12 protein-coding genes are annotated in these 12,718 nt (G+C 70.3%); 6 read left to right on the forward strand and 6 right to left on the reverse strand.

The window, feature by feature from the left end:
• The first annotated feature begins 16 nt into the window (after positions 1–16).
• On the forward strand, positions 17–622 hold the full coding sequence (locus AW271_RS07660) for a DedA family protein (RefSeq protein ID WP_083976277.1): 606 nt from the start codon (positions 17–19) through the stop codon (positions 620–622).
• On the opposite strand, the gene dxs is transcribed toward AW271_RS07660, so the two are convergent.
• Positions 619–2,496: a 1-deoxy-D-xylulose-5-phosphate synthase gene (gene dxs, locus AW271_RS07665; protein ID WP_062334061.1), complete on the reverse strand. Its 1,878-nt coding sequence runs from the start codon at positions 2,494–2,496 to the stop codon at positions 619–621. The two genes, AW271_RS07660 and dxs, sit on opposite strands and share 4 nt — an antisense overlap.
• A 214-nt stretch (positions 2,497–2,710) precedes the next feature.
• On the opposite strand from dxs, the gene AW271_RS07670 reads away from it, so the two are divergent.
• The 4 genes from AW271_RS07670 (at position 2,711) to AW271_RS07685 (ending at position 6,357) form a co-directional block, all read left to right on the forward strand.
• Complete coding sequence (locus AW271_RS07670) at positions 2,711–3,391, forward strand: neutral zinc metallopeptidase (protein WP_062334064.1); 681 nt, start codon at positions 2,711–2,713, stop codon at positions 3,389–3,391.
• A gap of 98 nt (positions 3,392–3,489) precedes the next feature.
• Positions 3,490–4,344 (forward strand): neutral zinc metallopeptidase, encoded by an 855-nt coding sequence (locus AW271_RS07675; RefSeq protein WP_062334067.1) that lies wholly within the window; start codon positions 3,490–3,492, stop codon positions 4,342–4,344.
• Positions 4,345–4,395: 51 nt separating this feature from the next.
• A complete protein-coding gene (locus AW271_RS07680) occupies positions 4,396–4,875 on the forward strand; it encodes a MarR family winged helix-turn-helix transcriptional regulator (protein WP_062334070.1) in 480 nt (159 codons plus the stop codon).
• A gap of 60 nt (positions 4,876–4,935) precedes the next feature.
• Positions 4,936–6,357 carry an MFS transporter gene (locus tag AW271_RS07685; RefSeq protein WP_062334073.1) on the forward strand — a complete coding sequence of 474 codons (1,422 nt, stop codon included), beginning with the start codon at positions 4,936–4,938 and terminating at the stop codon, positions 6,355–6,357.
• Here the strand turns inward: AW271_RS07685 and AW271_RS07690 are convergent.
• From AW271_RS07690 to AW271_RS07705, 4 genes are all read right to left on the reverse strand, one after another.
• Complete coding sequence (locus tag AW271_RS07690; protein WP_083976279.1) at positions 6,305–7,525, reverse strand: ROK family transcriptional regulator; 1,221 nt, start codon at positions 7,523–7,525, stop codon at positions 6,305–6,307. The two genes, AW271_RS07685 and AW271_RS07690, sit on opposite strands and share 53 nt — an antisense overlap.
• A 43-nt stretch (positions 7,526–7,568) precedes the next feature.
• Positions 7,569–8,822: a sugar ABC transporter permease gene (locus AW271_RS07695; RefSeq protein ID WP_062334075.1), complete on the reverse strand. Its 1,254-nt coding sequence runs from the start codon at positions 8,820–8,822 to the stop codon at positions 7,569–7,571.
• The gene (locus tag AW271_RS07700; protein WP_062334077.1) at positions 8,819–9,595 is read right to left on the reverse strand and encodes an ATP-binding cassette domain-containing protein; all 777 of its coding nucleotides are present in this window, start codon (positions 9,593–9,595) and stop codon (positions 8,819–8,821) included. The genes AW271_RS07695 and AW271_RS07700 overlap by 4 nt, the downstream gene beginning before the upstream one ends.
• 77 nt (positions 9,596–9,672) lie before the next feature.
• Complete coding sequence (locus tag AW271_RS07705) at positions 9,673–10,803, reverse strand: sugar ABC transporter substrate-binding protein (protein ID WP_062334080.1); 1,131 nt, start codon at positions 10,801–10,803, stop codon at positions 9,673–9,675.
• Positions 10,804–11,043: 240 nt separating this feature from the next.
• Between AW271_RS07705 and AW271_RS07710 the strand changes: the two genes are divergently transcribed.
• Positions 11,044–11,376, forward strand: coding sequence for a hypothetical protein (locus AW271_RS07710; RefSeq protein ID WP_062334083.1), 333 nt, complete (start codon positions 11,044–11,046; stop codon positions 11,374–11,376).
• Here AW271_RS07710 and AW271_RS39535 read toward each other — a convergent pair.
• Positions 11,348–11,500 carry a hypothetical protein gene (locus tag AW271_RS39535; protein ID WP_157553957.1) on the reverse strand — a complete coding sequence of 51 codons (153 nt, stop codon included), beginning with the start codon at positions 11,498–11,500 and terminating at the stop codon, positions 11,348–11,350. The genes AW271_RS07710 and AW271_RS39535 overlap by 29 nt on opposite strands.
• Positions 11,501–12,718: the final 1,218 nt, after the last annotated feature.

Consider the following 12,718-nt stretch of genomic DNA (forward strand, 5'->3'; position numbering starts at 1 on the left):
TGGGCAGAGGGGGACGATGTTCGATGCCGTGGACCAGCTCCTCGAATGGCTGACCGACCAGAGCCCGATCCTCGTCGCCACCGTCACCCTCCTGTACGTCGCGCTGGAGGGCATGCTGCTCATCGGCGTGATCGTGCCCGGCGACCTGTCGCTGATCATCGCCGGGACGACCGTCGACAGCCTGCCCGAAGGCCCGCTGGTGGTCGCCGGCGGCCTGGGCGGGGTCGCGGTGAGCGCGTTCTCGGGACACTGGATCGGCAGTCACTTCGGGCCGCGGGTGCGGGCCAGCAGGCTGGGCCGCTGGGTCGGCGACGAGAAGTGGAAACAGGCCGAAGAGGTGCTGCACGGCAGCGGCTGGCTGATCGCGCTGACCTACTTCGTGCCGGGCCTGAACGCGCTGACCCCGGTCTTGGCCGGGATCCTGAACATGCCGCGCCGCCGGTTCGGCTTCTGGGCCATGATCGGCGGCGCGATCTGGGTGGTCGGCTACGTCACGCTCGGCGCGCTCGCCGGTGAGGCGGCCCGCCAGAACGAGGGGCTGATCATGCCGATCGCGGCCGGGGTCGCGGTGGTCGCGGCCACGATCGGCTTCGTCGTCAGACGGGTCGTCGAGAGGCGTTAGAACTCGATGGCGGCGCGGCGGCGCAGCGCGTCGGCGAGCTCGCCCGCCAGGTCGATCGCGGTCAGCCCGGCGTCGGCCAGGATCTTCGGCCGCTTGGCGTGGTCGAGGAACTCCTGGGCCAGCCCGAAGTTGCGGACCGGCACGTCGACGTCGTGGTCGCGCAGCAGCCGCGAGACGGCGTCGCCGACCGCGCCGACGCGGCCGTTGTCCTCGACCACCGCGACCAGCTTGTGGGCCGAGGCGAGCAGGGTCAGCGACTCGTCGAGCGGCTTGACCCAGCGGGGGTCGACGACCGTGACGGAGATGCCCTGCGCGGCCAGCAGCCCGGCGGCGTCGAGGCTGACCTCGGCCATCGGGCCGACCGCGACGATGAGCACGTCGGGCTCGCCCTCGCCCTCGCGCAGCAGTTCCATCGAGCCGATCTCGCCGATCGCCTCGACCTCCTTGACCAGCGCGCCCTTGGGGAAACGCACCACGGTCGGGCCGTCGGTGACCGCCAGCGCCTCGCCGAGCAGCTCGCGCAGCCGGACGGCGTCGCGCGGCACGGCGACCCGCAGGCCGGGCACGACCTGGAGGATCGACAGGTCCCACATGCCGTTGTGGCTGGCGCCGTCGTCGCCGGTCACGCCGGCCCGGTCGAGCACCACGGTCACCGGGAGGCGGTGGAGGGCGACGTCCATGAGCAGCTGGTCGAAGGCGCGGTTGAGGAAGGTCGCGTAGACCGCGACGACCGGCTTCAGGCCGCCGACGCACAGGCCCGCCGCGCTGGTCAGGGCGTGTTGCTCGGCGATGCCGACGTCGAAGATGCGGTCGGGGTAGAGGGCGGCGAAGTCGGCCAGGCCGGTCGGGTGGAGCATCGCGGCGGTGATGGCGACCACGTCGGGGCGCTCGGCGCCGACGCGGACCATCTCGGCGCTGAACACGTCGGTCCAGCCGAGCTGCTTGGGCCGCTCCTCGCCGGTGACGATGTCGAAGGGCTGCGGGGCGTGGAAGCAGTCTTCGTCGTGGTTCTCGGCCGGTTCGTAGCCCTGGCCCTTCTTGGTCACGACGTGGACGATGACCGGGCCGCCGTAGGACTTGGCCTTGCGGAGCGCGGTCTCCATCGCGGGCTCGTCGTGGCCGTCGATCGGGCCGACGTACTTGATGCCGAGGTCTTCGAACATGACCTGCGGGGCCAGGACGTCCTTGAGGCCCTTCTTGATGCCGTGGAGGGTGTCGTAGAGGACCGGCACGTTGCCGAACTTGTCCTTGACGAACTCGAGGACCTGCTCGTAGCTCTGGGTGACGCGCAGCTTGGCCAGGTGGGTGGCCAGGCCGCCGATCGTCGGGGAGTAGGAGCGGCCGTTGTCGTTGACCACGATGACCAGCGGCAGGTCCTTGGTCAGCGCGATGTTGTTGAGCGCCTCCCAGGCCATGCCGCCGGTGAGGGCGCCGTCGCCGATGACGGCCACGACGTGGCGGCCGCCGCCGGTCAGGCGGAAGCCCTTGGCGATGCCGTCGCCCCACGAGAGGGCGGTGGAGGCGTGGGAGTTCTCGACGATGTCGTGGGGCGACTCGGCCTGGCTCGGGTAGCCCGACAGGCCGCCCTCCTGGCGCAGGCCGTCGAACTGGTCGGCCCGGCCGGTCAGCATCTTGTGGACGTAGGACTGGTGGCCGGTGTCCCAGACGACGCGGTCGTCGGGGGAGTCGAAGACGCGGTGGATCGCGATGGTCAGCTCGACCACTCCGAGGTTGGGACCGAGGTGACCACCCGCCTTCGAGTTCGCGACGGAGCGGACCAGAAGGTCACGGATCTCCTCGGCGAGCCGGGGCAGCTCGCTCGCGTCGAGTGCTTTGAGGTCGGTCGGTCCGCTCAGGGACTCCAGAAGGCCCACTGCGATTCCTTTCCCGTTCGCCGTCGAACAGTAGGAGTGTAGTTCGACAGTGCCCGGCTTCCGGCTCCGAGGCCTGGGGAATCCCTTTACGCGTGGTTGGCTTGTCCCCTACCCTCCTGATTTCGTGCGAAAAATCATTCCCTTACTCCTCGCGGGCTTGGTGGCGCCTCTGCTGGCGCCCGGAACGGTCCACGCACGGCCTGTTCCTACCGGTATGTCCGCTCTGACCAAGAACCCGATCTACGCCTCCGGCAAGCTGCCGGTGCGGTCGTGTCCCGAATACGCCACGACGATCGAGGACTTCCTCACCGCGCAGAACTACCTGCGCGAGGGCGCCGAGTGCCTCGACGCCACCTGGACCTCCTTCTTCAAGAAGGCCAAGCTCCCGTTCCGCAAGCCGGGCATGGAGTTCATCAGCAAGCCGAGCAAGACCCGTGCGTGCGGGAACATGGACGGCTTCTGGGGCGGCGCCTACTGCCACGACACCCAGGGCCTGGTCGTCCTCGTCGACGGCTGGATGCTCGAGTACGAGGGCTCGCCCTTCCTCTTCTATGTGCTGGCGCACGAGTACGGCCACCACGTCCAGCAGCGGGCGGGCATCATCAAGGCCCACGACAAGCTGGCGCCCAAGAGCACCAAGGCCGCCTACAAGTGGCACGCCCGCCTGGAGCTGCAGGCCGACTGCCTGTCCGGGGCGTTCCTGCGCAGCATCTGGGCCTCCACGGGGCGCGACTCCCATGACTGGCAGCAGATGCTGACGTACATCAAGGAGGACATGGGGGACCCGACCCACGGCGGCGGCAAGAGCCGGGCGGCGTGGACCGACCGGGGCTTCAAGGCGGGGTCGCCGAGCGCGTGCAACACCTACAAGGCCCCGGCCTCACAGGTGTCCTGACCTGCGGTGCGGCGGTCATCCACGAGGGTGACCGCCGTAAATATGCATATTTACCCGACTTTACTCGCCAATAAGACCTGCAATATGGTCTGCAAACCATGCGAAAACCCCTGATCGCACTGGCCTCCGGCGCGCTCTCCGTCCTCGTCGTGACGGGCTCCGCCGCCCCGGCCAACTCCTCTCCCCCGCCTCTGGCCGCCGCGCCGTCGACCGTGGCCGCCCCGGCCCCGATGGCCGCCGCACCCGCCGCCGCCAAGCGCGTGTTCCCCACGGTGCTGACGAAGAACCGGCTCTACCGGTCGGGCGCCGTCGACTCGTTCACCTGCTCCCCCGGCGAGCCACGCAAGGGCAGCGCGAACTCGCTCAAGACCTACCTGCTCAAGGTCGCCCGCTGCGTCAACCAGATGTACGCCCGCCAGTTCCAGGCGGCCGGCCTGGGCGCCTACCGGGTACCGAAGATCATCATCAGGGCCGCCGGCACCAAGACGCCGTGCGGCAAGCTCAGCAACACCTACACCGCGCACTACTGCCCGTCGTCGCAGACCATCTACCAGTTCCTCCCGAAGGCCACGATCCGCAACCCGTGGGGCCTGACGCTGGCCAAGACCATGGCCCACGAGATCGGCCACCACGCCCAGCAGCGCGCCGGCATCGTGCCGGCCTTCAACCGGCTCTACGCGCAGGCCCGCACCAAGACGGCCCGCAACTACCTGAGCCACCGGGTCGAGCAGCAGGCCGAGTGCATGGCCGGCGTCTTCCTCGGGGCGACGCAGGAGAGCCTGCCGGTCATCTTCGAGGAGTGGGACCAGGTCGTCGACTGGGCCGCCAAGCACGCCTCCGACACCGTCCACGGCAAGGGCCGCAACCAGGCCTTCTGGCTGGAGCGCGGCTTCGACTCGCAGTCGTTCCTGTCGTGCAACACCTGGACCGCGTCCAACGCCCGGGTCGCCTAGTCCTCCCGTCACGGACGATCCGGTACGGGAGCGGTTGACTATCCTGACGGGATGGCGCCCTCCCGTACCGAACCGGATCTGTCCTTCCTGCTCGACCACACCAGCCACGTGCTGCGGACCCGGATGGCGGCGGCGCTGGCGGAGATCGGGCTGACCGCCCGCATGCACTGCGTGCTCGTGCACGCCCTCGAAGAGGAGCGCACCCAGATCCAGCTCGCCGAGATCGGCGACATGGACAAGACCACGATGGTGGTCACCGTCGACGCGCTGGAGCAGGCGGGCCTGGCCGAGCGGCGGCCGTCGAGCACCGACCGGCGGGCCCGGATCATCGCCGTCACCGAGAAGGGCGCCGAGGTCGCCGCGCAGAGTCAGGGCATCGCCGACCGCGTCCACCGCGAGGCGCTCGACACCCTGTCCGAAGAGGAGGGGCGCACCCTCGTCGGGCTGCTGACCCGGCTGACGCGGGGACATCTGGCCACCCCCGTCGAGGCCCCCCAGAACGCGCGCCGGGCCCGGCAACGCGCCCGATAATCGTCTGCAACAAAACTATCTGCTACGGTCGCTTCTGTTCCCCCCGAACAGGAGACGACCATGTCCCGTTGGCTCGCGTTGGCGGTCCTGTCGACCGCCATGCTGATGACCATCCTCGACGGCAGCATCGTGACCGTGGCGCTGCCCGCCATCCAGCACGACCTCGGCTTCACCTCCGCGGCCCTGAGCTGGACCGTCAACGCCTACCTCATCCCCTTCGGCGGCCTGCTCCTGCTGTCCGGACGGCTCGGCGACCTGATCGGCCGCAAACGCGTGTTCCTCGCCGGGAACGCCGTCTTCGTCGCGGCCTCCCTGCTGGCCGGGCTGGCCGGCAGCCCCGAAACGCTGATCGCCGCCCGGTTCCTGCAGGGCGCGGGCAGCGCGCTGGCCTCGTCGGTCGTGCTGGGCATCCTGGTGACGCTGTTCACCGACCCCGCCGAACGGGCGAAGGCGATCGGCGTGTTCAGCTTCACCGGCGCGGCCGGTGCCTCCATCGGGCAGGTGCTCGGCGGGGTGCTCACCGACACGCTCGACTGGCACTGGATCTTCTTCATCAACGTGCCGATCGGGCTGGCCACGATCGGGCTCGCCGTCAGGGCGCTGCCCGCCGAGCGCGGCACCGGCCTGTCCGCCGGGGCCGACGTCGCCGGAGCGGCGCTGGTCACCGCCGGGCTGATGCTGGGCGTCTACACCGTGGTCGGCGTCCAGGGGCACGACGCCGGGCAGACCCTCGTCTACGGCGGGCTGTCGGTGCTGCTGCTGGCCGGGTTCTTCGTGCGCCAGACGAGCGCGCGCACCCCACTGATGCCGCTGCGGGTGTTCCGGTCGAGGAACGTGTCGGGCGCGAACGCGGTGCAGATCCTCGCGTTGTCGGCGATGTTCTCGTTCCAGATCCTGGTCGCCCTCTACATGCAGCGGGTGCTCGGCTACGGCGCGCTGGCCACGGGCCTGGCCATGCTGCCGGCCGCCGTCGCCATCGGCGGGGTGTCGCTGTTCGTCTCGGCCCGGCTCAACAACCGCTACGGCGCGCGGACCGTGCTGCTCGCCGGGCTGGTGCTGCTGGTGGCCGCGATGGGCTGGCTGACCCGCGTGCCGGTCGACGCGGTCTACGTCACCGACCTGCTGCCGGTGATGGTGCTGATCGCCGGGGGCGGGCTGGTGCTGCCCGCCCTGACGAACCTCGGCATGTCGGACGCCCGCGACGACGACGCCGGGCTGGCCTCGGGCCTGTTCAACACCACCCAGCAGATCGGCATGGCCCTCGGCGTGGCGGTGCTCTCGACGCTGGCGGCCGGCCGCACCGAGGGCCTGCTCGGCGGGGGCGCGCCGGAGGCGGTCGCGCTGACCGAGGGCTACCGGCTGGCGTTCACCGTGTCGGCGGGGCTGCTCGCGGTCGCCTTCGTCGTGGCCCTGGCGGTGCTGCGCCCGGTCAGACGCTCATCCGCGCGAGCACCTCAAGAGGGTCGGCGAGTACCTTCGTGAACGCCAGCTCGGCGGCCCCGACCAGCGTCGCGTCGTCGCCGAGCTCCGAGGTGCGCAGCCGCAGGGTCTCCCGCAGCGCGGGGTGGGTGGCCAGGTTGAGGCGGCTGCGGACCTGCGCGGCCGAGCCGAGATAGATCTCGCGCAGGGTGCCGCCGAAGATGACGACCTCGGGGTTGAAGACGTTCACCAGGTTGGCGACGCCGATGCCCAGCCAGTCGCCCACGCGGTGGAGCGCGTCCTGAGCGATTATGTCGCCGCGGTCGGCCGCCTCGACCACCGCGTGGATGCCGTCGCGGCCCCGGCCGGCCGCCAGGCGCTGGATGCCGGAGCTGCCGGCGAGTTCGAGCAGCGCCCGCTCCCCCACCTCGGCCTCCAGGCAGCCGTGGGAGCCGCAGCCGCAGGCCCGGCCGCCGGGGTTGACCACCATGTGGCCGACCTCGCCGCCGTAACCGGCCGCGCCGCCGAGCAGCTGGCCGTTGACCACGATGCCGCCGCCGATGCCGACGTCGCCGTGCAGGTAGACGAGGTCGCGGCAGCCGGTGCCGGTGCCCCGGGTGTGCTCGGCGAGCGCGCCCAGGTTGGCGTCGTTGCCGACGGTCACCGGCAGGCCCATCGCCAGGCGCTTGGACAGCTCCTCGCCGAACGGGCCGTCCTCCATCTCGAGGTTGGGGCTGAACCGGACGAGGCCGTCGGTCTTGCGGACCGCGCCGCAGAACGCCGCCGCCGCGCCGACGCAGACGGTGTCGGCCCGGGTCTTGCGGTGCATCTGGCGGGCGAACCCGGCCAGCGTGGCGACCGACTCGTTGAGGTCGAAGGCGCCGCGCGGGCGCACCGCCCAGCGGCGGTCGAGGATGACCCCGCCCAGTCCGACGCGGGCCGCGACCAGCCGGTCGACGCCCACGTCGAAGGCGAGCACGTAGACCCGCGAGGACTCGGGCCGGACCACCAGCGAGGGGCGGCCGGCCCGGCCGGTCTCCTTCGGCAGTTCCTCGCGCACCAGACCGGCCGCGGTGAGGTCGGCCGTCAGCGCCATGATGGTGCTGCGGTTCAGGCCCATGCGGCTGGTCAGTTCGGCCCGCGAGGTCGGCCCGCCGAGGTGGACGTGGCGCAGCAGGGTGCCGAGGTTGTGCCTGCGGATCTCCTCCTGAGAGGGACCTGCGCGCAGCATGCGTCCTGCCTCTGGTGCCGGGGGGTCGTCGTTCGCGCTCACCCTATCGGCGGCCGGATGCCGACGCCCGCTTACGGGAGAGGGCGTCCACACCCGCCGCGAGCAGCAGCACCGCGCCGGTGACCACGTACTTCACGCTGGAGCTGTAGCCCATCAGGCCCATGCCGTTGATGACGACCGCGACGACCGCGCCGCCGAGGATGGCGTCGAGGGCCCGGCCCTTGCCGCCGAACAGCGACGTGCCGCCGATGACCGCCGCGCCGACCGCGAACAGCAGCACGTTGCTGCCGCCCGTGTTCGGGTCGACGGAGTTGGCGCGGGAGGCCGCGATGATGCCGCCGACGGAGGCCATGAAGGAACAGATGACGAACGCGGAGATCTTGATCCGGTCGACGTTGATGCCGGCCCGGCGGGCCGCCTCGGCGTTGCCGCCGACGGCGTAGATGTGCCGGCCGAACCGGGTGCGGCGCAGCACGAACGTCCAGACCAGCAGCAGCACCAGGATGATCGGCACCACGACCGGCACGCCCGTCAGGGAGATGACGCCCGGGTTGCGGCTGCGCTCCAGGTTCAGCACCCACACCGCGAAGCCCGACGCGACGGCGAGGGCGCCGACGCGGACGGCGATCAGCGACAGCGGGTCGGCCACCAGGCCCCGGCCCGCCCTGCGGCGGTTGTTGAGCAGCTGGAGACCGGCGTAGGCGAGCACGCCCACGATCACGAGCGCCCAGCCGAGCCACGGGTACATGTTCTCGTTGGCGACGGCCAGGATGACCGAGTCGCGGATCGAGATGTTGGTGCCCTCGTCGAGCAGGATCAGCACGACGCCCTGGAAGGCCAGGAACGCGGCCAGCGTCACGACGAACGACGGGATGCCGAGCTTGGCCACCAGCCAGCCGATGATCAGGCCGATCACGACGCCGACGAGCATCGCGGCCGCCACGGCGGCGTACCAGGGCCAGCCCTCGTTGGTGAGCAGCACGCCGAGGAAGGCCGCGCAGACGCCGGAGGCGAAGCCCGCCGACAGGTCGATCTCGCCCAGCAGCAGGACGAAGACCAGGCCCATCGCGATGACGGTGACGCCCGCCCCCTGGGTGAACAGGTTGGCGAAGTTGACCGGCGACAGGAAGACCGGGGAGAGGATCGCGAAGACCGTGCACAGCACGATGAGCCCGATGACCGCCGGGAGGGCGCCGAGTTCACCTCCGCGCACCCGCTCCACGTAGTCGCGGACCTGCTTGTTCAGCCCGGCGGACGGCGCGACGGCCTTCTCCTCCGGGGCGGTTGTGGTGGTCATGCGGTCGCTTCCTTGCCGTTCTGCAGGCCGAGCTCCCCGCTGCGCCCGGCCGTGATGAGCTCCACGATCTGGGAGTGGGTGACGTCGGAGGTCTTCACCTGGGCGGCCATGCGGCCGAGGTACAACGCGGCGATCCGGTCGGAGACCGCGAAGACGTCGTTCATGTTGTGCGAGATGAGCACGACCGCGAGGCCCTTGTCGGCCAGACGGCGGACCAGCTCCAGGACCTGCGCGGTCTGCGCGACGCCCAGAGCGGCGGTCGGTTCGTCGAGGATGACGACCTTGCTGTTCCACAGGACGGCCTTGGCGATGGCGACCGTCTGCCGCTGGCCGCCGGACAGGCTGGAGACGTGCTGGCGGAGGGACTTGACCGTCCGGACCGAGAGGCCCACGAGGGTCTTGGCCGCCATCTCCTCCATCGTGTCCTCGTCGAGGACCAGGCCGCGCTTGCGCTCCCGGCCGAGGAACATGTTCTGGACGATGTCGAGGTTGTCGCAGAGCGCGAGGTCCTGGTAGACGATCTCGACGCCGAGGGCGGCCGCGTCGCGGGGGCCGCCGACGCTGACCTGCCTGCCCTCGAAGTAGTACTCGCCCGAGTCGAAGGGGTGAATGCCCCCGATGCACTTGACGAGGGTGGACTTACCGGCGCCGTTGTCGCCGACAAGAGCGGTCACCTCTCCGGGATACACCGAAAAGGCGACATCGTGAAGAACCTGCACGGGGCCGAAACTCTTGTCGATTCCGCGCAGTTCCAGAACGGGTGCCGTGGACACGATGGGCTACTCCTGGTTCCAGAGAGAGGGGTACGGCCCACGCGCCGAGCGTGCGTGGGCCGTACCCCCGGAATGACTTAGCTGATTCCGGCTTCGGTGCACATGGCGGCGAAGTCGCCCGTGCAGAGCTCTTCCTTCGTGACGTAGCCGTCGGCGACGACGTCCTTCACGTTCTCCTTGTAGATGGCGACCGGGGTCAGCAGGACGGCCGGCACGTCGGCGCCGGTCTCGGTGTCCTTGACGGTGCCGGTGGCGGCGGGCTTCTCACCCTTGGCCAGGGCGATGGCCAGCTGCGCGGTGGCGTCGGCCTCCTGCTTGACGGCCTTGTAGACGGTCATGCACTGGTCGCCGGCGAGGATGTTCTGCAGGCCCTGCGCGGTGGCGTCCTGGCCGGTGACCGGGACCTTGCCGTTGAGGTTGTTCTTCTTCAGCACCGCGATGGCGGCGTTGCCGAGGCCGTCGTTCGCGGCGAGCACGCCGGCGATCTTCGGCTCCTTGGTGAGCTGCTGCTCGAAGAGGGTGCCGGCCTGGGCGTTGTCCCAGTCGGGAACCGAGTCCTCCGGGCCCTTGACGTAGTCGCCCGAGTCGAACTTCGGCTTGAGCACGCCGTCGTAGCCCTCCTTGAAGAGGGTGGCGTTGTTGTCGGTCGGCGAGCCGTTCAGGTAGGAGATGATCGGCTTCTCGGCCTTGGCGTCGTCGAGGCACTTCGACAGGCCCTCGCCCTGGAGCTTGCCCACGGCGGTGTTGTCGAAGGAGACGTAGTAGTCGGCCTTGCCGCCGAGGGTGAGGCGGTCGTAGTCGATGGTGGCGATGCCCTGGGCCTTGGCCTTGTCGAGGACGGCCTTGCCGGTGCCCGAGTCGAGGTTGACGATCGCGAGCACGGTCACGCCGCCGGTGATCATCTGGTCGGCGATGGTCTGGAACTGGGTCTTGTCACCCTGGGCGTTCTGGATGTCGTAGGCGACACCCGCGGCCTTGAACGCCTCTTCGAGGTACTTGCGGTCGGCGGTCTCCCACCGGGCGGAGGACTTGCTGTCGGGGAGGATGACGCCGATCTTGCCCTGGGCGGGCGCGGCGGCGGACGTCGCGGGGGCGGCGCCGGTCGTCTCCGGAGCTGCACCGGTGCCCTCGTCACCCCCGCCACACGCGGTGAGACCGAGGGAAAGGGCCGCGAAGGCGGCGCCGATGCTGAGGATCCCCTTGCGCATGATGCGTGGGTCCTTTCTGGCCGGGGGTCTATCGGGGGGTGTGACTCACCTAATGGGTGAATGTTGTTTGAGACAACGTAAGCCCAAGGGAACTTGGGGGAAAGACACGGGACGGTAACGTTTGTTGCCCGGGGTAACAATGGAGAAACGTACCCGCAAAGAAGCCGGAGTCCCCACCAAGGCCGGGTAAAAACCGTCAAGCCGCCCAGGTCACAGACCTGAGCGGCGCGCGGTGAGCGGATGACGGCGGGCGCGTCAGCGCATCCGGGCCGCCGCGCGCCGCCGATCCCCACCGCGGCCGGCATGGGCGACACCCAGAACGCCGCCACCGCGCAGACCGCCCCCAGCACCACCATCGCGGCCCCGCCCCGGCGCTGCGAGCGCTGCCACGCCAGGGCCCATCGGCTCAGCGCGTCGTCGCCCCCGACGGCCGAGGGCGCGATCTTCGGCAGCACGTCGCCGAGCCCCATGAGCAGCACCCCGAACCCCACGGCGGCGGCCCGCTCCAGCGGGAAGCCGTGCCCGGCCGCGGTGAGCGTGTGCATCACGATGAGGACAGCGGCAGCAGCGTGAACAGCACGTTCATGGTCCGGACCTGCGCGTCGGGGCTGGCCACCAGACGGGGGTCGACGTGCGGCCTGAGCCGGTTGCCGAGCTTCGTGGACGCGACCATGACCGCCGCGATGACCAGCGGCACCCCCGGGAGTCGCGGCGGTCGGCCGGCTTCCCGAGGAACTCGTGCTCACGCTTCAACCGGCCGACCGCGTCGCGGCCCTTCTGGTCGAGCCCGGCGCCCGGCCGGGCCTCCTTCAGCACGACCTTCCGGCCAGTGGCCTTCTCGGTCGCGACGTGGAGACCGCCGCCGTTGGAGAAGTGCAGGGCCGACTCGATCTCGTACGGGAAGTCGGCCGGCGCCTCCTTCGCCTGCCGCCCCTCCAGATGGGGCGCCAGCCAGGTCCTGCGGGCACACCCAGTCCGGGACATGGAAGACCGGGTCGCGCCGGGGCCGCCTCCCCAGCCTGCCGATAACCCGCCTGCGTCGCGGCCCAGGTGGGGGACTCGTCGCAGAAGAGGCGATCGGCGAAACAGTACTCGATGTATGGAGTTTCATGCGCACCGTCCTGGGACTGCTTACCGGGGCTTTGGAGGAAATTGCCATCACGGCACTCGGCGGCGTTCGAGGGTCCAATTACGGTACGTGTCATTCATATTCCCGAGGGCCCAGGTGTGGCGAGAATTCGAATGCGCGCGGGAATCGGGTGTGCACGTTGCGTTATTTCGGCCGCAGGCTACCGAAGGTAGCGGAGCTCTGCTGCGGCGGGCCTGCGTCGCAGGTAGATTACTTGACTTTCGGCGCTTCAGGTTGCGGAGAGTTACCCGGCCGGAGAAAGATTCCCGCGTCGTGATCCCCACCGAAAGACCGAAGAACAATACCGGGAAATTCGGCGGGGAACGAAACACTGCGGGCCGCACTGCTTCGGCGCGCCACGAAGAAGGGCGCCGAAGAGGAGACTTCGCCACCCGACGAAACACGGGCACGGCCGGGCTCGCACAATTTCGGCGCCGGACGAAAAAGAAACGCCCGCCATTTCGGTGACCGGCGAAACAGCCGTTCTCGGGCAGCGGTAACGGCAGCCGGGCACCCGACGGGGTGAGGAGCCGGAGCTCGGCGTCGCGGCGGGAGCGGTGGGGAGTGGAGCCGTGGGTGAGACATGCCCGGCGATGCGGCGTGATGCGGTGGCGGGGGGCGGAGCGGGCCTGAGCCTTGAATCGCGGCGCGAGAGCGGGGTCGGCTGCGCGTGCGGTGGGGAGCGGGAACCGTGGGTGAGACATGCCCGGCGTCGCGGGGCGGGGCGGGAGTGGGGGTCGGCGCCGGGGGCGGCGCGGGGCGGGCGCGGGGGGGGGGCCGGGGTGG

It is taken from the genome of Herbidospora sakaeratensis (genome assembly GCF_001570525.1).
In the GTDB taxonomy this organism is placed as follows: domain Bacteria; phylum Actinomycetota; class Actinomycetes; order Streptosporangiales; family Streptosporangiaceae; genus Herbidospora; species Herbidospora sakaeratensis.